The sequence below is a fragment of the Bradyrhizobium sp. TM102 genome, from assembly GCF_009176685.1.
GTDB classification, from domain to species: domain Bacteria; phylum Pseudomonadota; class Alphaproteobacteria; order Rhizobiales; family Xanthobacteraceae; genus Bradyrhizobium; species Bradyrhizobium ottawaense.
In genome coordinates this window covers 6,533,433-6,553,295 of record NZ_AP021855.1, presented here as the reverse complement: position 1 = coordinate 6,553,295, position 19,863 = coordinate 6,533,433, and the positions used below count along the sequence as shown (strand labels likewise).

Here is a 19,863-nt window from a genome sequence, read left to right as displayed (position 1 = left end):
ATGATGCCCGCCGTACAGGATACGGCCGTGCATCTGTCGGACCGCCACTTCCGCACCATCGCCGAACTGATCGAGGGCCAGGTCGGCATCAAGCTGCCGCAGGGCAAGCGGCTGATGCTGGAGGGGCGGCTGCACAAGCGCGTGCGCGCGCTCAACTTCACCGGTCTCAACGAATATGTCGAGAACCTGTTTGAGGCCGATCATTTCGATACCGAGCTCACCCATCTCATCGATGTGGTGACGACCAACAAGACCGACTTCTTCCGCGAGCCGCAGCACTTCACCTTCATGCGCGACGTCGCGATTCCCGGCCTGCTCAAGTCGCATGGACGCAAGAACGCGAACCTGAAGATCTGGAGCTCGGCGAGCTCCACCGGCATGGAGGCCTACACCACCGCGATGGTGCTGGACGACATGACGCGGAACGGATCGCGCTTCCAGTACCGCATTCTCGGGACCGACATCTCGACCGCGGTGCTGCGCCTCGCCAAGACGGCGATCTACACGCGCGACGTGCTCGGCCCGGTGCCGGAGCAATTCGTGAAACGATATTTTTCGACGTCGCGGGACAAGTCGCGCGGCGAGGTGCGGGTCGTACCCGAGCTGCGGCGCGCGACACACTTCATGAGGATGAACCTCATGGACAAGTCCTATCCGGTCGATCGCGATGTCGACATCATCTTCTGCCGCAACGTCCTGATCTATTTCGAGCGCGAGACCCAGCGCAAGGTGGTCGAGCAACTGTGCAGCCATTTGCGTCCGGGCGGCTATTTGCTGGTCGGACATTCGGAATCGATGATTCACAGTGCCGTGCCCGGGCTGAAGCAGGTTCAGCCAACCATTTTTCAGGTCTAGCCGGAGCGCAACCAAGATGCCGAGGGAGAAGGTTCGCGTACTGATCGTGGACGATTCGGCGTCGGTGCGCCAAATCCTGCAGACGATTCTCAACGACGATCCCGATATCGAGGTGATGGGAGCGGCCTCCGATCCTTTCGTGGCGGCGAAGCGCCTCCAGAACGAGATCCCCGACGTGATGATCCTCGACCTGGAAATGCCGCGCATGGACGGCATGACGTTCCTGCGCAAGATCATGGCGCAGCGCCCGATCCCGGTGATCATCTGCTCCTCGCTGACCGAAGAGGGCTCGAACGTGATGTTCGAGGCGTTCGAGGCGGGCGCGGTCGACATCGTGCCGAAGCCGAAGATCGATACGCGGCAGGCGCTGCTCGAATGCTCGACACGGCTGCGCGAGGCGGTGAAGTCGGCTGCGCGCGCGCGGGTGCGCCCGCGTGCGGAACGCCGGGCCATCGAGAAGAAGCTGACCGCCGACGCCATCATCCCGCCGCCGGTGCAGGGCAGGGTCCGGCCGACGACGGAGCGCATCGTCTGTATCGGTGCGTCGACCGGCGGGACCGAGGCGCTCAACGATGTCCTCGAGATGCTGCCGGCGCACTGTCCGCCGCTTCTCATCGTCCAGCACATGCCGGCAGGCTTCACCGCGGCCTTTGCCAAGCGTCTCGACGGCGTCTGCCAGATCAAGGTCAAGGAAGCCAAGGACGGTGAGCCGGTGTTGCCGGGCTGCGCCTATATCGCGCCCGGCGCCCGCCACATGCTGCTCCAGCGCATCGGTCTGCGCTACCAGATCGCGATCAAGGACGGCCCGCCGGTGTCGCGGCATCGCCCCTCAGTCGACGTGTTGTTCCGCTCGGCGGCCCAGCATGCCGGCGCCAACGCGCTCGGCGTCATCATGACCGGGATGGGCGACGACGGCGCGCGCGGGATGCTGGAGATGCGCAAGCTCGGCGCCTCAACGCGGGCGCAGGACGAAGAGAGCTGCGTGGTGTTCGGCATGCCCAAGGAAGCCATCGCCCATGGCGGCGTCGAAAAGGTCGTTTCGCTGCATCACATCCCGCGGGAGATCATGCTCTGGTATCAGGCCGGGCACGCCGCGGTGGCAGGTTGATGGCCATGTCGCCCGTTCCGGCCAACACACTCACCGAGGCAACCACCGCGATCGAGGACGTCTCCTCGCGCATCGAGGACGTCTTTGCGCGCGTCGGTCAGGAACTCGGACGCGGCCACCTCATCTTCAAGGAGCTGAACCAGGGCTTAGCTACGCTCTCGGGTGAGCTTTCCGGCGCCGAGATCGAGGGCGCCGCAACGGCGCTGCAGGAGATCGCGGCGCGGCTGAGCGAGTTGGCGCAGGCGCTGCTGGCGGAGAGCGCGCTGCTGGAGACGATCGGCAAGAGCACGGCAGAGGCGTCCTCGCTGCTCAAGCCGCTGTTCAAGCACATCGGGATGATCACCATCATCGCGCGCAGCGCGCGGATCGAGGCGGCCTCGCTCGATGGCGACCGCGAGGGCTTTCTCGCCTTCACCCAGGAAGCCTACGATCTCGGCAGGGCCGTGCAGCGCTCGATCGAAGGCTGCGCGCGGGACCAGCAGCGCCTGTCCGAAGCGGTTGCCACCGCCTCCGGCCGGCAGAAGGAGTTCGAGAGCCGGTATCGGGCCCAATTGGTGTCGGAAAGCGCCGAGCTCGGCGCGGCCTATTCGGGGTTACGCGACCAGCGCAGCAAGAGCAGCCATTTGGCCGACCGCGCCAGTGCCAGCACCAGGAAGATCGCCGAGGCGGTCGGCAGCGCGATCATCTCGCTGCAGGCGGGCGACAGCACGCGTCAGCGTCTCGAGCACGTGTCCCATGGCCTCGGCCTTGCGTCGGAATCCGCGCCGAGCCTCGTTCCTGAAACGATGCCGAGCGATGACGGCGTGGGTGCGATTTGCCGGTTGCAGGCGGCCCAGCTCAGGGATGCCCAGCGCGAGTTCGGCGGTGACGTCGGTCAGATCGTCGGCGCACTGACGGCGATCCTGCACGATGCTGGCAGCGTCGTCGGCCACGGCCGCACGCTGTTCGGCGGCGAGGAGGGCGGCTCGTCGTCGTTCCTGACGCGCATCAAGCAGACGCTGGCACACGCATCGACCCTGATCGCCACCTGCGAGAGTGCCGGCCGCTCGGTCGACGAGGCGCTCGCGATCGTCGAGGACACGCTGACGAAATTTCGCCAGGCGATCGCCGGGCTTGCCGAAGCGACCGTCGACATCACGCTGATCGGAATGAATGCCGGCCTCAAGGCGAGCCATCTCGGCAGCCGCGGCAGCGCCTTCGTCGTCATCGCCAACGAGCTCAAGGCGACCGCCGACCAGGTCTCCGCGGGGGCGGGGCGCCTGAGGCCCGTGCTCGATGGTATCGAGCGCTCGGCCAATGAGCTGAAGGAGCTCCGCGTGCAGGGTGATCCCACCCAGCTTGCCAAGCTCGAGCCGCAAATCCTTCAGGCGCTGCGCGAGGTCGAGGCCGGCAATGAACGGCTCGGCAAGCTGATGAGCCGGCTCGTCGACGAAGGCGCGGAATTCGAGAGGCTGATGAATTCGGCTCAGGGCCTGATGACCAGACTCGGCGAAAGCTCCGCAGCCTTGCCTGCGGTCGCCACGCGGCTCGAGACTGCGAGCACCGGGGCGCAGCTGCTACAGCCGGAGCTGCGGGATCAGGCGATCCTCGACGATCTCTTCGCGCGCTACACGATGGAGCGTGAGCGGGACGTTCATCGTGAATTCCTGCAAGCGGTAGGACTTAAGTCGATCGCCGCGACGCGCCGCGTCGAGGCGGTCGAGACCGCGGATGACGGCATAGAATTGTTCTGACGGCGTCGCCGCGTGCTGCGGTGGCAATTTGACGGGTTGGCTTTGCAGGGCGTTAACCGTCGCGGAATACTCGCCGCGTCGGTCATTGTCGCGCCCCAGAGTTGGTTGCAAATACCCGTGAATTCTACGGCGGACATTTCCATGATGAGAGACGGCAAATATGCGGCCTGGTTCAGGACCCCGCGCGGCCAGGGCACGGGCATCGTGCATCTGGCGGACGGACGGATTTCCGGCAGCGACAGCTTCTTCACCTATGGCGGCTCCTATCAGTTCGGTGACGACCAGCGCTTCACGGCCGTCCTGACCACGCGGCGCTATGCCGAGGGGCCGCCGACCGTGTTCGGTCTGGACGAGGTCGAGGTCCGCCTCGCCGGCGTGTGCAGCGGTGCGATGGCGACCTGCTCCGGAACGGCCAGGGAAGCGCCCGACGTGATGTTCGAGGTGACGCTGATCTACAGCCAGGAGGATGCGCCGGCGACGGAGGCTCGAGGCGCCGTCGTGAAGCTCAATGACAAATTGCCCAAGGGCCTCGACAGCCGTTCGCGGCCGCGCCAATTTCCCGCGCCTTCCAGGCCTCCCGCATCTTAGTCTTGCGTTGACGCTATCGCAGCGAAGCGGGCTGCGACCGCGGCGCGGCAACGGTGCATTTAGGCGCAGAGATCTAGGATGAGGCGGCAATCAGGGACGGACGAGAACATGCCTCAGATCTGGATGACATACGACGAACTGGCGACACTCAGCGGCTGTACGCCGGCAGAAGCCAGAATGCGGGCCATCCATCTGTCGCTCGACCGTCGCAAGAGCCGCGACGGCGCAACGCGCGTCAAGCTTGACCTCGCGCTGACGGCCAGGTTCTTCGCGTCCGTTCGCGAGGCGGATTTCGATCTCGACGGCGCCATCGCCGCGCTCCAGAGCACGCACAGGCAGATGGCCGAACTCCTGGCCCCGACCGGGTTCCGCGAGCGCGGGGCAGCGTAGCCCGCTTCGCGCGATATCCTCGGACCGGCGGCGACAGCGACGCCGGTGGTATCTCCGATAGCCTTTGGCGAATCAGGCATAGACTCGTCTCCGGAATTTCAAGCCGGGGCCGGGGTTTCAACCGCATCGGGCCGTAGAGCCTGTAGGAGAATGCCATGAGGAAAGCCAAGTATCGGGTCGGCGTGACGCTGTTGGGAACGGTGATGCTCGGTGGGCTGCTGATCGTCACAACCGCGCCGTCACGTGCGGAGGTCGTCAAGCTGCAGGCCGACCTCAAGGGCAGCAATGAAGTGCCTCCGAACGGCTCGTCCGGTTCGGGCAAGGCCGAGGCCGCGTTCGACACCCAGACCAAAGTTCTGACCTATACGATTACGTTTGCCAATCTGACTGGTCCGGCGATGGGCGCCCATTTTCATGGCCCCAGTGATGCGGGCAAGAACGCCGGCATCGCTTTGCCCTTCAAGACGGTCCAAAGTCCTATCCAGGGCAGCGCCACGCTCACGGATGCCCAGGCGGCGGACCTGTTGGCCGGCAAATGGTACGCGAACATTCATACGGCCGCGAACCCAGGCGGCGAATTGCGCGGGCAGATGATGAAGTAGGGGGATGTCGCCCTAAAGCGCGATGCGATTAGGATGGATCGTCATCACGCTTTAGGTTGTTGCTTAAGCATGATCTTTCGGAAAACCGCTGCGCACTTTTCCGGATCATGCTTTGGCGCTGAAGAATTTGTCAGCGCCGTGGGCCTCAGGCTGGCGGCCGAGGTAAGAAGGCCAGGATCGTCTGGGCGAGGATGACGCCGACGGTGCCTCCTGCCGCCTTCTGCAGCACGTCCAGGAAACCCGGATCACGATCGGGGGTCAGCGTTTGGAGGACTTCCAGTCCCATTGCGACTGCGATGACGAGCGAGCAGGCCAAAGCGAGCCGGCCGGGCAACAGGAAGGCCAGCAGGAAGCCCAACAGGCCATAGGCGCTGAAGCGCTCGATGACGACGATCCAGTAGGCCTCGTGATGCCCCATCAGCGCCGGCCGTCCCGCCAGCCTTGCCAAGGTGGCATAGGCGATGAGGGCAAGGCAGATTCCCGCGGCTGCGATGAGGTGATTTCGACGCATGGCCCACCATAGCGGCTCGAGGGCCATTCCGCTTCGAAAGACGAGAATATCGTTAAAGCGCCTCGTCGTTCTTCCGGGGCAAGGACTGCCCAAAACCTGGCCGCCATCGCCGGCCGGGAGGCCGTGCAGCGAAGATGGTCAGGCCACCAGGACGCCGCCGGCCGGCGCTGCGGATGCGGAGTGGCGGCGTGAATCGACCAACTCGCTGAATTTCGCATAGGGCAGCGGTGCGGCGACGAGATAGCCCTGTCCTTCCTCGACGCCGGAGGCGATCAGGGCGCGGCGCTGCTCCTCGGTCTCGATTCCTTCTGCTACGACCGTCATGCGGAAGTCCTTGGCCAGCGCGACCAACATCTCGACGATCGTCGTGGTCGATGCATCCACGGTGATGGTGTCGACGAAGAACTTGTCGATCTTGATCGTGTTGGCGCCGAGCCCCTTCAGCCGCGACAGACCGCTGTGACCCACGCCGACGTCGTCGATTGCGACGCGGAAGCCGTGGTCGCGCAATTCGGCCACGACGGTCGCGGCGTGCGCGAGATCGTCGAGCTCGTCGCGTTCGGTGACTTCAACCACGATCTGGCGTGCGGAGATTCTCGCCGCCAGGACCGTGCGACGCAGTGTCTCGACGAAGCCGGCACTCAACAGGTGCTTGGGCACGACATTCACGGACATCTTGAAGGTCTTGTCCGCCTTCAGCACGCCCTGCAGTTCGGCGAGTGCCGATTTCAGGATCTGCCAGGTCATCACCTGGATGCGCCCGCTGGATTCGGCCAGCGGAATGAAGTTCATCGGCGGCACCACCGAGCCGTCCCGACGAACCCAGCGCGCCAGAATCTCGCAGCCCGTGATCCGGCCCGTCCTGAGGTCGAAGATGGGTTGGTAGTAAGGCTTGAATTCGCCGGCCGCGAGGCCGCGATCGAGATCGGCGACCGGTCCTTCCATCCGGCGGCTGCGTGCCAGCAGGATGCCGAACAGTGCGCCAAGCCCAAGGGCCACCGCGAGCGCCGGCCAATAGGCCTCGCTGTTCCAGCTCGAAAGCACGGCGTGCTCGAGCCGGATCGTGGCGTGAAGCGGGAAGCGCGTGGAATGCCTGTCGAAGCTGATCGGCTCTGACAGGGGCCTGTCGGCGTCGAGCCGGAATTCGCCGAGCTTCTCGCCATTGCTCAAGGCGAGGATCACCTCGCTGTGTGCGCGCAGCTCGGCGGGCATGAGATCGAACAGGCCGGCGTTGATGCCGACGATGGCGACCAGCGCGGAGGTGCGATTGACGTCCCTGAGCACGCCCAATGCGTCGCCGCCGAACTGCTCCACGCGGAATAGCGAGAGCGTCTTGTCGTGCGAGGGCAGCATGTCGCGGCGATCCGCCCATCCCTTGTCGAACTCCAGCGTCTCGGAATAGGCCGAGCAGATCACCGATCCGTCCGGGTTGACGAGACGGACGTCCTTGATCGCCGAGCGCTGATAGACGTGGAGCCGGATGGCTTGCAGCGCTGCCGGTGCGCAGCTGGCAAGATCACGCTTGGCGAGCTCGTCCAGGCTGGCCGCGGCGAAATCGACCGCAAATTCGGAGCGGCGCAGAACGACCTCGGTCAGCTCGTTCAGTTGGTGCGCCTGCTGGTGGCGAATGACGCCGTCCGCCGCAAAATGGCCCGCCAGCCCGAACGCCATCGTGCTCGCAACAACGAGCGCCGCAAACGAGAGGTTCGGCCGCTGTAATCTCATCCGGTCCAGGCGGAAATCAGGAGAGGCTTTGTGACTGATCTTGGGTTTGATTTTGGGAATTGATTCTAGCCAGCGGGGGCTAAGATAGGGTTTAACGGGCGGACCGGTCCGGAAGGGCTACCGAGTGGTTGCCTGACTGATGGTCGCGCGGCCCGAGCATTGAAAGTTGAGCAGTATGATCAGGACGTTAAGCCTCCTCCTGTCGTTGGTCGTCGGAATCTCCGTGGCTTGGGCGCAGGGAACCAAAGACCAGCCATCGGGCAATCAGCCCACTACCCGCAGCGGCACGGCGACGAATTCCGGTTCGGACAGCATGGGTGGTGCTTTCAAGGGGACGGGGACACCCAACTACGGCACCAGCCCCGGGATGGGTTCCCAGAAGAAGACGCGCAACTAGGTCTGAATAGGCCGGGCGGACTGAAGGGCAGGACGCTTGGTCGCGCTCATCGGGGGCGGGCGGAGACGGCCTCTGGATAAGCTCTGCCTGACCTGTCGGTGTGGCGCGCGGCGGGATCACTGGCGACCCGCAGCCGAAGCACCACAAAAGCGATGTTAATCGCCAGCCAAATCAACATTGCGGAAATGGCAAAATGGACCACTGCCAGACCTCACTGCGAAGTCTGGATAACACCCAGTGATTGCTTTGGTTCCGTCCTGCACTGTGAAAAGCTGGACGGATCCTCGACGAGCTGTTTCCAAGACTAGCCCTTCTTCCCGGTCTTCGGCTTCAGCGAAAGACCAAGCCGCAATGCCATGCGCTTGATCGCATCAGGCGAGCGTCCGAGAACCTTCGCCGCCTCTTCCAGCGAAGCCGAAGACTTGGCCAGCTCCATGAGCCGGCGGTCTTCTTTGAACGACCAGGGCTTGCGCGCCATAACCGAAATCATCCTCTTGTCGACACAACGACAAAGCCGCCAAGCGACCCATGTTCGCTCGACGGCTTTGCTTGGGTGGGGCCGGGCGTGGGGGAGCCCGGTGCGAAGATGGATATGCGATCGGTGAGACTTCGCAACAAACAACGCGGATTAAGCTAACTGCTCAACCTTACCGCGATGAAATCGACGCGCGACGCTCCGTATAACCACGGTGTTTCGCTGGCGAATCCGATGCGCGCCTTCCGACGGTCGCTTTCAGCCGCGCCGGTCCAACGTTTGAAGCGCCAAATGAACGAGGGTTCATGGTGTCGGCCTGTCGAGTTCTGGTAAAAAGAACTGAGCCTCTTCTCCGCGCTCTGTGCCCTCGCGTGCCGACCAATCTTCAAGCATCACGTTGCACAAACTTCATCTTCGTCTGACAAAAGTTTCAGCGGTGACGATCTTGAAGTCGACACAACGAAAAGATGAAAATGAGCGCGGGAGGAACGTTCCGGCAAACGCGGGAATATTCCAATGTTAGCTGCTTTGGTTTTGATTTCGATTTTCGCCGCGGGCTTTGGCTGCGGCTATGCCGTACGAGCGTGGCGCTCGCGGAAGCGATCGGCACGATATCGTCTTTATGCACCCTATACCCCCGCCTCGATGGAAGCTGGTCGCACCCAGCGGCCATCATAACCGCAGGGCCGCGCGCGTGCTGCCCCATGGTCGTGGCGAAGTCGAAATAACCATGTGCGGTTAGGTTAATCTGTCGCCGTCCTTGAGGGCCCAGGAAAGGCAACCTAAGACGGGTCAGTTCATTGCGAGTTCGGGTCCTCTATTTCCGGAGGGCGCGCGGGTAGGCGTAGATGACGTGGCTGATTGCGTTGCTGGGCGCGACGACTTGCGCTCTTAGTTTGATTGCGTTTGTTTGTAGCTATGGCCGGCATCTGAGAGATCTTCCAGGTCCTTGGATCATGAGCGAGGGTCATTCAAATGATTGATCAACGGCACAACGCGCCGCGCAGATATTTTGTTGACGTGCAGGGGCATCGTGTTCTGATAGGCCTTTCGCTGGAGGAGACGGCGGAATTCGAGGCGCTGGATCTTGCGCCGAAGGAGACGGTGCAAATCGTGGCCGAAACCCGCGCAGGCACGGGAGCGGCCGCGGTTGACGACGTTCGGTGGCTCGAGCTCTATTCCAAGCACGAAGGAGCCTGGCGGGCCTGGATCGCACAAAGCCAGGCGGGGCGGACGCAGGATTTAGGCTTTGTTAACTATGCCTGACCGATGGTAGCGGCTTAGATCTCGAAAATGGGGATGGCCCACATGTTTCAGCTGTTCCTGAGAGCACGCGCGCACAACCTCCTCGGCTCCCGCCGTGAGGACAAGGGCTTCAAAGCCCGCTCCGCCGAGCGTGATGCGGAGACAGACCGCGCGAGGGTCGACGCCGTTATGGTCGCCATCGACACCGCGCTACGAGATGCGGAGAAGGAGCAGGTCGGCCTTAGTCGACGTGTCGATGACGCGCTTGCGCGTGCATCCGTCACCTTTGGAAACGGCACCGACGAGTACCTCGAGCGGGAGGCGCTCGACAATCATCACCAGGATCTCTTCGCGGCGGACATCTCCAATGGCCAGCGGCGGCTCAAGGAGCTGGCAAGCACCATTGCTCATTTGAAGTTCGTCAAGACCGCAATGCTCACGCGTTTTCCGAATTTCAAGCCGCCGCAGCTCAACAGCTAGTATTGGAGCTCTTGCTGCGCGCGCTCGGCCATCCTTCGAGACGCCCAGGGCAGACCGCGTGACAATTCGGCGCCGCTTTGCCGTTTGGCGCGTCGATCCTTTTTGCTATGGTCCCGGCAAGCATTCACGCTTCGAGGGAGCAGCAAGGTGCCGGTCAGGAATATGCGAAGGTTGGTTGGATTGGCATGCGTGTTGACGTTGGCTGCGCCGGCGACGGCGTCGGCCATCACTGCCGAAGTGGCGCGCGCATGCGAAGCGGCGGTGGCCAAGGCCTTTCCGCCCAGGCAAATAGGCAACCCGGCGGCCGGGAGTGCCAAGGGAACGGCCAAGGATCAGCGCGCATACTTCCAAAAGTGCGTCGCGAACAACGGTAAGGTCGACGACGTGCCGGCGGAGGCGGCCAAGGACAGCAAGCCTATTAAGTAGCGGCCGTCGATCTAACGCGGCGGCGGGCAGGGAGAATAGAACGCGCCGTTCGCCGCGTTGATGCGTTCGACGCATTGGTTGGGATCGGTGATCGTCCCTGCCACGGTGAAATCGTAGCCGATGCCTTTGACGACGACGATGTAGCGGCCCGGCGAAAGCGTGAAGCCGTCCTGCTCCGGTTGCAGCAACAGCATTCTCTGCTGATCCTCGACCGGCCCCACTTTGTAGGGGTAGGACATGCTGCGAATGACCCAGGAATCGCCCGCGTTGACTATGGCGGCCTTGCCGGAGGCATCGACGCCCATCGACCGGGACACCTTCGCGACGACTCGAACCTCGGTCACGCTTGCCTCAATGCTTCCGTCCGGTCTGAACACGATGAAGTTGACATCTCCGCTTGTCAGGGTCGTTGCACTCGGCGTGTTGATGGCCGCCGAGATCGCAACGCGGCGGTCTGGAATCTTTCCGGGGACCGGCTTCAGTTCCTGGAGTTGCCCCTCGTTCAGCGCGTAGACGCCGAAGGTCGTCGGCAAAGGCATGGAGGGGTGTGCAGGTGGCGCCGGCTCCTTTGCGCTGTCGGGCGATCGTTCGACACTCGCGCTCTCCGACGGGGGCGGGGCGGTGGCCGGCCGGGGCTCGGGGTTGCCCGGCGCGCGCTCGGATGGCAGCACCAATTGTGACAGTGCGGCCACGTGCGTCCTCAAACGCGGCCAATAGATCACCGCGCTGCTGGCGCTGGCCATGAGCAGGAGAATGCCGGCCAGTCGAACCAGGAAAGTGAAGGCGCCGCTCCGCTTGGGCCGATCCGGCGATCGCGGCGAAGCCACGGGACGGCGCGCGGCTTCCGCGTCCTTCGCAGCAGGCGGCGAAGCGGAAACGGGTGACGATATCGGAATAGGCGGGGGAGCGGGGGTCTGGACGGACGGGGGAACCGGAGCTGCGGTTGCCGCAATTTTTTGCGGCTCAGACGCGGCGCTACGCTCGAAGGAACGCTCGACCTCCTTGATGGCACGTTCGAGGACTTGCTGAAACTCGCGCGATTCCCGCGCGTCGGCATGCGTAAATTGCTCCATAAGCTTGACGCGCGCCAGCTCATAGACAATCTCCCGCATCTGCCGGGGATCGTCGGATACGGCGCGGATGCGGCTCGACAGGAGACGGATAAACCCGGCTTTGATCTGTTGCGCCGAGGGAGCGTTGGCTGCAGTTTCACCGGAGTCGGTCATCAAGGCCGATCAAGTAGCCCGGATAGGGCTATTTCGCTAGGTCTTTCCGCTTCAAACGTCTCGAGTTGAGCCGGTTTGGCTTCGATTGGCGGGTCCGCAAAGGCCTCGCGCGGTGTTCGAAGGTGCTTGCTTTTGGGCGAGAACCTGTGACATTTCGCCAAGCTCCTCTCCTTTTTGGTGTTCGACCATGCGCGGCGTTCTAGCAGTCCTCACGGTTTTGACCTTCGTGGTTTCGCCTGCCGTTGCGCAAGGGACCAAGGATCAGGCCAACACCACGAGCTCGAGCATCATCACGACCCCCACGAAAAAGGCGCAGACCAATCAGGCTGCCTCGCGGCCGACCGCCGTTCGGAACCTTTCAGGCAGGCTGCCTGCTGGAAAGTCGGCCCAGGGCGTCTGGCGGGATGGCAAGCTGGTTGCCGTCCCCCGCTAAGGTTCACCCAACGAACCGTGAAGGAACGGTGATCGCCTCCCTGACGTTCATGCTCGGGAGATATCGTATGAAACGACCAGTTCTGATCGCCATTGCGTTGCTTGTGCCCGCCGCTGCCTGGGCCCAGGGCGTCAACGATCCTTCGACGCCCAACCGCAACGTGACCATTGTCAATCCGTCGCAGCCCGCGCCGCCCAACGCGACGCGTAACATCCCGAGCCGGATCGAGCCCCCCGTGACGAGGGGCGGCGGATACGCCCGACCCTATCACGGGAATAGAACCCGGGGCAGTGGCTCGAGCCGCCGTTAGTCGCGCTGAACACCGCCAAGACGCAGGGCCGGCTATTGCGGATTGACCTCGACCTCCAGTGTCGATGTCCCCGCAACCTGACGGTTCTTGCCCGAGATCAGCAGCGTGAACTTGTCGCTGCCGGGCGCCCCGGCTTCTGCCGAATAGCGGAAGCCGGACCCAACCACCGCCAATTGTCCCCGTGATGGCCCGCTCACGACCGATACCTTGAAGATCTGCATGTACGACCAGCGCAGGCCCTGGATGCACTCCGCGCCAGGTGCGATCGACATCGTCCATTTCACCGTATCGTGCGACAACGCGAACGGCGTCCGTTCCTTGATGCAGATGGGGCTCGCCTGCGCCGCGAGGCCAGACATGGCGGACGCCGCGAGGACAACACCTGACAGCAATACCGGTCCTGTACGCATTCTCGGCAACTCCACCAGCTTATGCCGAAATCTAACGGCGACGATTTAACGTGGTCTTGGAACGCAGCTGTTTGCCTTTGAGCCGCTCATCACACGTGGATCTCGGAGAGCGCGATCATCCGGTCGGCTCTTTCCAGATCCTGCCATCCTACCTCTGTTTTGCCCGACGGATCAAATCGGATTTCGGGAAAGGCGTAACTGATTGAAATGGTTGGCGCCGGCCACTGTGCATGGGGTTGTTTTCGACTTTTGATGGGACGGCCCAGCGTTCCTAAAATCTTGCAATTGGCAGCCGCATGAGCTGAAGTTGAGGGGGCCGCTGGATGCTGCTCGGCCTGCTTGGGAGTCATCGGAGTGCGATCCATTCGCCGCAAGTCCACATCGGATCGCTGGATATCCGGGCGCGCGTCGGTTCAGGCGGCCGTGGCCGCCGCTGTCGGATTTGCCCTCTCTGCCTACCCGCTCTCATGTCGTGCTCAGACTGAGCCGGAGCCCTCCATCAACGACTATCTTCCACCAAGCGAGCCGGAAGTGACGCGCGACGAATGGCGGCAGCGGATCGAGGACGCACGGCGCCGAGCCAAGGAAGCTTCGCGCGAGCGGCGGGAGCATCCCGAGCTCTACAAGCCGATTCCGGAAGATCCGGACCTTGTCGCGACCGAACGCCTTCTCCGCGACGATAGCCTGCAGCGAGGCGATATCGTCACGACCAAGAAGGGCATGTTCGTCTATCAGGGGCGATCCGACCAACCGCGCCGCGATCAGGACTTCGTGCCGGTCAACCCGAAATCGGTGCGCTGAAATTCAGTACCGCCGCAAAATCTCGTTGAATTTGGGATCGGTCACTTTCGTGGTGTCGAGCAGCAGCGCCTTGCCTTGCGGAGTTGCCTGCACATAGGCCGCGATCAGCAGCGGCTCGTAACGCGAGCGATTGGCAAGCGCTGCGCGGATGTCGGATTGCGCCAGCAGCTTGATCTCCTCGTCCGTTGCAGCCGCGCCCGAGGTCACGGTCCGGACGCGAGCGAAGGCGACGTCGATCGGCACCGATCCGGTCAAGTAGGACATCTTCACAGCCGGCGTCGCCGCTTCGCCAGCTTGCGCCTGCAGCGTGCCGAGCGTGAGCCAGAGCGCGGGCCTGATTGGTGATACTTTCAAGGCAGCGACGACGGCGCTTTGGGCGGCCTTGTTCTCGCTGGCCCGCCCGGCCGCATCGGTTGAAGGACGGTGAAGAACGTCAGCGGCCAGTGCCGCCGCGTAGTTCGCGAGCAGGTCGCCATCCAGCGAAACCGATGCCAAGACACCGCCGGCCGCCAGCTTGGCCTTCTCGGGCGGAATCTCGCCCGAGAACAAATCACTCGCGCGAAAGTTCGGTCGGACGAGATCGCCGTAGAATTCCATGCCGGCATGAAGCGCCAGCACGATCGCGGTGCAGATGCCGATGACGCGAAGCAGGAACATGCGGTTCATGATGAAATCGACGAGGCCTGTGAGGGCGAAGCGAGCACGGGATTGAAACGAGAGCAGGGCTCTTAAATTGCGAGCAGACTATCACCTTGGATCGTCAGCAGCGTCAAGTTTCCGGTCGCATAGGCGCCGGTGTCGATGTTGATGCGGTTCGGGCGAATATCGGGCACGCTGACCGGCGTGTGACCGTGGACGATATATTTGCCGAAGCGCTCCTCGGACGCCAGGAATTCCTCGCGGATCCAGAGCAGGTCCTCATCCTTCTGGCGCTCGAGCGGGACGCCAGGCTTGACGCCGGCATGGACGAAGAAGAAGTCGCCGCAGGTGAAGGACGAGGGCAATTGCTGCAGGAACGCCAGGTGCTCGGGCGGTAGTGCGCGCCTCAGTCCTTCGATCAGCTCGACCTGCTGCTCCGCGGACGGATTCATGGTCGGCGTGATGCCGTAGGAGACCAGCGTCAGGAGGCCGCCATAGTGGCGCCACTCCTGCAGGCGGGCCGGATCCTTGAGGACCTCGAGCAGGAAGATTTCGTGGTTGCCCTTGAGGCAAACCGTCTCGTGTGTTTTCGAGCGTTCGATCAACAGATCAAGAACGGCGCGCGAGTCCGGGCCGCGGTCGACGTAGTCGCCGAGAAAGACCTGGATGGCCCGTTCGGGGGCCGAGCGGGCCAAATCGACGTCGATGACGGTTAACAGCGATTGAAGCAGATCGGCGCGGCCGTGCACGTCGCCGATGGCATAGACGCGAACGCCGTCGGGAAGCCGAGGCTTGGTCTTCTTTCGAAAGCGTGAGGAAAGGCCCATCAGGTCGGTCGAATCGCTTCCAGCGTCACGAGCGGAACGTCGCGATGGCTCTTAGCAGAACAAGTCACACATCGGTATTCTTAATTGTTTCCGACCAAGGCGCCCGCATTTTGATTAAAGGATCGCGCGGCCTTTGAGCCGTATTTCAAGACGTCTCGCGTAGCGTCTCCCCAACAAGAACGGGGAGCGCGACATGCGCAAAGTTGTAAAGTTCCTGGCGGCCGTGGCCGCCATCGTCGTTGCTGCGGGGGTGCAGCAGCGCGCTGAAGCCGCCTTCGTCGGTGCGCCTTTGGGGCTGCGCGGGGCCATCCAGTACATCAAGTTCGACCAGCCGACGCTGGCGCCAATGGCGTTCACGCTGTTTTGCCTGAAGTACAAGGACGAGTGCAAGCCGCGGCCGCAGCACATCGTGTTCAGGGGTGGGCGCCTGAAGCTTACGGCGGAGCGGCTGGCGCAGATGCAAGAGGTCAACCAGAAGGTCAATACCGCCATCCGTCCCGAGGCCAATCTGGAAGGGCTGCGCGGCGAGAAGTGGCTGCTGCATCCGACCAGCGGCGACTGCAACGATTACGCTGTGACAAAACGCCACGAACTGATCGCCAAGGGCTTTCCGGCGCGCTCGGTGCTGCTCAGCGAGGTCGTGACCACCTGGGGCGAGCATCATCTCGTGGTCGTGGTTCGCACCTTCGCCGGCGATCTCGTGCTGGACAATCTCTCCGGCCACATTCTGCCGTGGTCGAAGAAGCCCTATCGCTGGGTCCGCATTCAGTCGCCCAAGAACCCGAACTATTGGGCCTCACTCGGCGATCGCGCGGTCTGATCACCCGCGCTCTATCGTGATCCGGATTGGCTGACGCTCTGCGACAGCCCCAGTCCCACGATCACTGCAAGGCACAGGATTGCTGCGGGCCGCAGCAATCCGGGCCCTGCGAAGCTCTGAACCAGCGCAAACAAAACACTGGCTGCGGCGGCCGCAGGGAAGAACGAGTCGCGTCCGCGCTGCAAGGCGCCGAAGAACAGGCGCAACAGCGCGATCGAGCTCACCGCCAGAGCGGCCGCCAGGCCGATCCATCCCATGCCAGCAAAGACCGCCGTGGCTGTCGACGGCGCGGTCAAAGCGGCTCCGACATCGCTCTGGTAGATCCGGCCCACCGCAGCAAAGGTCCCGGCGCCCGCGCCGAACCAGCGCGTGTCGGTCAACATCCGCTCCAGCGCGGCCCGCGTTTCAGCCCCCACATCCGGGACGAGCCGCAAGAGGACCGGTCCGGAGCCCTTTTCGAACAGGAATGACAGGACGATCGCAGCCCCGATCAAGGCGGCGGCCGACAAGGCGCCCGCTGCGAGTGGCGATAGATCGAGCCTGCGAATGACGAGGACCAGCAGGATCAGCACAATGCCAAAGCTTGCTGCGATCGCGCTGTTCGTGCCCGACAGGCCGAACACCGCAAGCGCGCTTGCCAGTGCGCCCATAAGCCCGCAAAGGCCGATCGCCACCGAGCGAAGGACCGAGTGATGCGTCTCGGCCCGTTCGGCAGCGAGCTGCATCACCGCCAGATTGAGCATGAGACCGAGGCCGGCCATGGTTGCCGTGAGATCAGCGGGAACGGTCGCCGCAAGCGCCGGCGACAGCCGATGCAGGTCCAACATCAAGGCGGAGACCGCGGTTACGCCGCTCAGCACAAAGAGAACCAGCTCGGCACGGCTGCGGTTGCGGACCACCAGGATGGTGACGCCGAGCAACGAGATCGCCGCAAGCGCCAGCAGCAGCGCGCTGACGGTCAGGCCGATATCGGCCGTGATCGGTCCGAACGGCAGGCCACCTAGGGCATCGTGCGTGCTGGCCCAGATCGGATGGGCAAAGCTCAGTGGAAGAGGGGCGAGCTGGGCCGCGATGAACAGCGGAATGGCGATCGGGATCCAGCGGCCCCAGGAGGTCGCGCGAACATAGTGGTCGTAATCGGCTTTTCGCGCGCTCGCGGTGGCCGCCAGCAGGCTCAGCGCAACGGCCATCGTTCCGAGTTGCGCACCGAACTTGGCGCCGGCGATTTCGAGAGCGGAAGCGGAGACGATGGAAACGATGAGGGCAAAATAAGCGAGGGACAAACGGCGCGCTCGAAGGGAATCCTGAAACGGTCAGGTCACCATACAAGCGAGCGGGTGGTTTTCAAACAGAGGCCTGCCTCGGTCCAACGCTTAAACCTTAAACCGTGAACCTTGGGCCATTTGCGCGCGGGCTCGTCGCGGCGTTGATCGGCGAGATCAGCGGGTGGCCTTGATCGGACGGCCGAAGACGCGGGCGGCACGTGCGGCGGCAAGGCCAAAGCGCGCCGCCGAGCCGAAGAGATAGCCGCCCTGAAGGGCGATGGCCGCGAGTGCCACGCCTTTGAGGCTCTCGAGCAACGTGAGATCGAGCATCAAGCCGACCGGGACGGCGGTGAGCACCATGACGAAGGTCAACGGCAGCAGGACCAGGACGCGAAAGCGTTGGCCCAGTACGGCACCTACGAGAAAGCTGAAAATCAAAAGCGCGGTCATCCGAAACACTCTCCGTGCTTCGGACCCTAGGTTCCCCACCCTAAAAAGACCCTTAAGCTGTATGGCTAAATTTGGCCTATTGGCTGCAATTTGCCAGCAGCGAATGATAGGCCTCCCGCAAGCCGTTCAGGGCCACCACGCCCTTGATCTCGCTGTCGCTTTCCCTGACCACCACCGACAGCGAGGCCGTCGTCTGCCACTTGCCGGCGGCAAAGGCCGAAACCTCGTCGGGCAGCAGCACCGCGGCGCCTGCGGCCGCCATGCTGGCGTCAAAGGTCAGGGTACCGCCGCCGCTCGCGGCGATGGTGACCTTGGGGTGGCTCCGCGGCGGGAACGGCCGGATCAAGGCCACCAGCACGTCGATCTTGCCCTTTGGCGCACAGCGGACGATGAGGCCGGCAAAGTCCGGGTCGGATTGAGTGGTATCCGCGGTCTTCGTGATGGCCGCGAAGCTTTCGCCATCCTTGCCCCCTTGCGTGCGGCTGAACTTCCAGACGGAGGAGGGGGCGGGGGCGGCCACCTCGACAATGGGTGCGCCCTGGCACGAGGACCGCGCGCTGCCAGCGCAGGAGGTAGCAGAGCCCCATGGGCGATCAGCCGCGCCAAGGAGGGAGCCTGCCAACAGCGGGACAAGAAGGAGGCCAGACAATGGGAGTTCCTATCCTTAACGGCCCAGACTTAGCAGAGCGGCCAGAGGTCAAGAAGCCTCGCGCTCGACACACGGAGCCCTTGAGTTGGGCGGTTTGCTCGCCGACCGGGCACACGAAATACAACAAATGGTCACAAAGGGTTAAACCAAGCCCCAAAGAGTGGCCCGCACGCAACAGTAGCCGACGGATCGCTCCATTAACCACCGGGAACCCTTGTCGCACCACCCCCTAGGCCGTACCAATCAGGGCTAATTGGGGTCTCTTGGGGCGCGCGATTCATGCATTCCTTTGCCAAGTCATATCTTTTCAAGCCAGCATTTCTGGCCGCCGCTTTGGCGCTCGGAGCGTGCTCGACCAATCCCGGCTCGGGTCCGCTGACGGACGACGTCAACAACAAGATTCAGACTGAAAACGCTCCGGCCTACGAGCTGGTGCCGCTCAATCCGGCGACGGTGAAGATCCTGCACACCCATGAGCCCAAGGGGCTCGCTGGGGCGTTCACGGACAAGCGGCCGCCGGCCAGCATCGTGTTCGGCATCGGCGACGTCGTCAGCGTCACCATCTTCGAAGCCGCGGCAGGCGGTCTGTTCATTCCGGCCGAAGCCGGCGTCCGCCCGGGCAACTATGTGACGATCCCGGATCAGTCGGTCGACAATGACGGCTTCATCACGGTGCCCTATGCCGGCCAGATCAAGGCCGCGGGGCTTACGGCGGTGCAGATCCAGCGCGCGATCATCGACAAGATCGGCAACCGCGCCATCGAGCCGCAGGCGGTCGTCGCGATGTCCTCGCAGCGCACCCAGCTCATCAGCGTGCTCGGCGAAGTCAATTCGCCGGCGCGTTACCCCGCGAGCGCGGCGGGCGCAAAGGACAAGGTGCTCGATGCGATCACCCGCGCCGGCGGCATCAAGGGCCAGGGCTTCGAGACCTGGGTCATGCTGGAGCGCGGCGGACGGCGGGCCACCGTGCCGTTCGAAAATCTCGTGATGGCGCCCGAGAACAACGTCTATGTTCGCCCCGACGACAGCATCTACGTCTATCGCGAGCAGCAGAAGTTCCTGGCGTTCGGCGCCAGCGGCCAGAGCGGCGAGTTCAACTTCGATGCCTGGCGCATCAACCTCGGCGAAGCCATGGGCAAGGCCGGCGGTCTTCTCGATGGCCAAGCCGATCCGGCCGCCGTGTACATGTATCGCCGCGAGCCGCGCGAGGTTGCGGCCCAGCTCGGTATCGACGTGAGCAAGTACACTTCCGAGACCGTTCCGGTCATCTTCAACGTGAACCTCCGCGATCCCGGCGGCTTCTTCCTTACCACCAAGGTCATGATGAAGAACGGCGACGTGATCTACGTCTCGAACTCCCGCAACGTCGAAGTTACGAAATTCCTGCAGTTCCTGCGCGTGATCATGGCCACCGGCTCGGATGCGGTGAATCTCTCCAACGACGCCCTGATCTTCCGCAACAACGTCAAGCTGGCGCCGTAAAGGCCGACTTGATCGA

23 protein-coding genes are annotated in these 19,863 nt (G+C 63.3%); 12 read left to right on the top strand and 11 right to left on the bottom strand.

Translation table 11 applies throughout. From position 1 onward, the window contains the following. From GDN70_RS31025 to GDN70_RS31000, 6 genes are all read left to right on the top strand, one after another. Nucleotides 1-855, top strand: a complete 855-nt coding sequence (locus tag GDN70_RS31025; RefSeq protein ID WP_028142306.1) for a protein-glutamate O-methyltransferase CheR — start codon at nucleotides 1-3, stop codon at nucleotides 853-855. A 16-nt stretch (nucleotides 856-871) separates the two neighbouring features. Next, the gene (locus GDN70_RS31020; RefSeq protein WP_028142307.1) at nucleotides 872-1,963 is read left to right on the top strand and encodes a chemotaxis response regulator protein-glutamate methylesterase; all 1,092 of its coding nucleotides are present in this window, start codon (nucleotides 872-874) and stop codon (nucleotides 1,961-1,963) included. A 5-nt stretch (nucleotides 1,964-1,968) separates the two neighbouring features. Next, the gene (locus tag GDN70_RS31015; protein ID WP_152103439.1) at nucleotides 1,969-3,696 is read left to right on the top strand and encodes a chemotaxis protein; all 1,728 of its coding nucleotides are present in this window, start codon (nucleotides 1,969-1,971) and stop codon (nucleotides 3,694-3,696) included. A gap of 141 nt (nucleotides 3,697-3,837) precedes the next feature. Further along, nucleotides 3,838-4,284 carry a hypothetical protein gene (locus GDN70_RS31010; RefSeq protein WP_028142308.1) on the top strand — a complete coding sequence of 149 codons (447 nt, stop codon included), beginning with the start codon at nucleotides 3,838-3,840 and terminating at the stop codon, nucleotides 4,282-4,284. A 108-nt stretch (nucleotides 4,285-4,392) separates the two neighbouring features. Further along, nucleotides 4,393-4,674: a hypothetical protein gene (locus GDN70_RS31005; RefSeq protein ID WP_028142309.1), complete on the top strand. Its 282-nt coding sequence runs from the start codon at nucleotides 4,393-4,395 to the stop codon at nucleotides 4,672-4,674. Between the two features lie 155 nt (nucleotides 4,675-4,829). Then, nucleotides 4,830-5,276, top strand: a complete 447-nt coding sequence (locus GDN70_RS31000; RefSeq protein ID WP_038949582.1) for a CHRD domain-containing protein — start codon at nucleotides 4,830-4,832, stop codon at nucleotides 5,274-5,276. Nucleotides 5,277-5,421: 145 nt separating this feature from the next. Here GDN70_RS31000 and GDN70_RS30995 read toward each other — a convergent pair whose 3' ends face one another. The 3 genes from GDN70_RS30995 to GDN70_RS30985 all read right to left on the bottom strand — a co-directional run bounded on the left by GDN70_RS30995 (nucleotide 5,422) and on the right by GDN70_RS30985 (nucleotide 8,399). Then, nucleotides 5,422-5,787 (bottom strand): antibiotic resistance protein VanZ, encoded by a 366-nt coding sequence (locus GDN70_RS30995; RefSeq protein WP_018317055.1) that lies wholly within the window; start codon nucleotides 5,785-5,787, stop codon nucleotides 5,422-5,424. Nucleotides 5,788-5,925: 138 nt separating this feature from the next. Continuing rightward, nucleotides 5,926-7,512, bottom strand: coding sequence for an EAL domain-containing protein (locus tag GDN70_RS30990; RefSeq protein ID WP_152103438.1), 1,587 nt, complete (start codon nucleotides 7,510-7,512; stop codon nucleotides 5,926-5,928). Between the two features lie 701 nt (nucleotides 7,513-8,213). Next, nucleotides 8,214-8,399: a hypothetical protein gene (locus GDN70_RS30985; protein ID WP_129590830.1), complete on the bottom strand. Its 186-nt coding sequence runs from the start codon at nucleotides 8,397-8,399 to the stop codon at nucleotides 8,214-8,216. A gap of 960 nt (nucleotides 8,400-9,359) precedes the next feature. On the opposite strand from GDN70_RS30985, the gene GDN70_RS30980 reads away from it, so the two are divergent. The 3 genes from GDN70_RS30980 (at nucleotide 9,360) to GDN70_RS30970 (ending at nucleotide 10,535) form a co-directional block, all read left to right on the top strand. Beyond that, nucleotides 9,360-9,650 carry a hypothetical protein gene (locus GDN70_RS30980; protein WP_152103437.1) on the top strand — a complete coding sequence of 97 codons (291 nt, stop codon included), beginning with the start codon at nucleotides 9,360-9,362 and terminating at the stop codon, nucleotides 9,648-9,650. A gap of 42 nt (nucleotides 9,651-9,692) precedes the next feature. After that, the gene (locus GDN70_RS30975) at nucleotides 9,693-10,109 is read left to right on the top strand and encodes a hypothetical protein (RefSeq protein WP_091956361.1); all 417 of its coding nucleotides are present in this window, start codon (nucleotides 9,693-9,695) and stop codon (nucleotides 10,107-10,109) included. A 189-nt stretch (nucleotides 10,110-10,298) separates the two neighbouring features. Further along, nucleotides 10,299-10,535 (top strand): hypothetical protein, encoded by a 237-nt coding sequence (locus tag GDN70_RS30970; RefSeq protein WP_244625841.1) that lies wholly within the window; start codon nucleotides 10,299-10,301, stop codon nucleotides 10,533-10,535. 11 nt (nucleotides 10,536-10,546) lie between these two features. Here GDN70_RS30970 and GDN70_RS30965 read toward each other — a convergent pair whose 3' ends face one another. The 3 genes from GDN70_RS30965 to GDN70_RS30950 all read right to left on the bottom strand — a co-directional run bounded on the left by GDN70_RS30965 (nucleotide 10,547) and on the right by GDN70_RS30950 (nucleotide 13,264). Beyond that, a complete protein-coding gene (locus GDN70_RS30965) occupies nucleotides 10,547-11,761 on the bottom strand; it encodes a hypothetical protein (RefSeq protein ID WP_038973351.1) in 1,215 nt (404 codons plus the stop codon). Nucleotides 11,762-12,536: 775 nt separating this feature from the next. Continuing rightward, on the bottom strand, nucleotides 12,537-12,863 hold the full coding sequence (locus GDN70_RS30955; protein WP_244625840.1) for an Ig-like domain-containing protein: 327 nt from the start codon (nucleotides 12,861-12,863) through the stop codon (nucleotides 12,537-12,539). 140 nt (nucleotides 12,864-13,003) lie between these two features. Beyond that, complete coding sequence (locus GDN70_RS30950) at nucleotides 13,004-13,264, bottom strand: hypothetical protein (RefSeq protein WP_152103436.1); 261 nt, start codon at nucleotides 13,262-13,264, stop codon at nucleotides 13,004-13,006. Between the two features lie 4 nt (nucleotides 13,265-13,268). Here GDN70_RS30950 and GDN70_RS30945 point away from each other — a divergent pair, with 4 nt between their 5' ends. Then, nucleotides 13,269-13,715 carry a hypothetical protein gene (locus GDN70_RS30945; protein WP_240536524.1) on the top strand — a complete coding sequence of 149 codons (447 nt, stop codon included), beginning with the start codon at nucleotides 13,269-13,271 and terminating at the stop codon, nucleotides 13,713-13,715. Between the two features lie 3 nt (nucleotides 13,716-13,718). On the opposite strand, the gene GDN70_RS30940 is transcribed toward GDN70_RS30945, so the two are convergent. Then, nucleotides 13,719-14,381: a hypothetical protein gene (locus GDN70_RS30940; RefSeq protein WP_038973343.1), complete on the bottom strand. Its 663-nt coding sequence runs from the start codon at nucleotides 14,379-14,381 to the stop codon at nucleotides 13,719-13,721. Nucleotides 14,382-14,443: 62 nt separating this feature from the next. Further along, entirely contained in the window at nucleotides 14,444-15,181 is a 738-nt protein-coding gene (locus tag GDN70_RS30935; RefSeq protein ID WP_028142321.1) for a metallophosphoesterase family protein, read from the bottom strand. Between the two features lie 193 nt (nucleotides 15,182-15,374). Here GDN70_RS30935 and GDN70_RS30930 point away from each other — a divergent pair, with 193 nt between their 5' ends. Further along, a complete protein-coding gene (locus tag GDN70_RS30930; RefSeq protein WP_038949591.1) occupies nucleotides 15,375-16,001 on the top strand; it encodes a transglutaminase-like cysteine peptidase in 627 nt (208 codons plus the stop codon). A gap of 11 nt (nucleotides 16,002-16,012) precedes the next feature. Here GDN70_RS30930 and GDN70_RS30925 read toward each other — a convergent pair whose 3' ends face one another. From GDN70_RS30925 to GDN70_RS30915, 3 genes are all read right to left on the bottom strand, one after another. Continuing rightward, nucleotides 16,013-17,284, bottom strand: coding sequence for a hypothetical protein (locus tag GDN70_RS30925; RefSeq protein WP_038973342.1), 1,272 nt, complete (start codon nucleotides 17,282-17,284; stop codon nucleotides 16,013-16,015). Nucleotides 17,285-17,440: 156 nt separating this feature from the next. Beyond that, complete coding sequence (locus GDN70_RS30920) at nucleotides 17,441-17,716, bottom strand: hypothetical protein (RefSeq protein WP_038949593.1); 276 nt, start codon at nucleotides 17,714-17,716, stop codon at nucleotides 17,441-17,443. Between the two features lie 76 nt (nucleotides 17,717-17,792). Next, nucleotides 17,793-18,236: a hypothetical protein gene (locus GDN70_RS30915; protein ID WP_240536523.1), complete on the bottom strand. Its 444-nt coding sequence runs from the start codon at nucleotides 18,234-18,236 to the stop codon at nucleotides 17,793-17,795. Between the two features lie 408 nt (nucleotides 18,237-18,644). Between GDN70_RS30915 and GDN70_RS30910 the strand changes: the two genes are divergently transcribed. Continuing rightward, nucleotides 18,645-19,847 carry a polysaccharide biosynthesis/export family protein gene (locus GDN70_RS30910; RefSeq protein ID WP_038973340.1) on the top strand — a complete coding sequence of 401 codons (1,203 nt, stop codon included), beginning with the start codon at nucleotides 18,645-18,647 and terminating at the stop codon, nucleotides 19,845-19,847. Nucleotides 19,848-19,863 lie beyond the last annotated feature (16 nt).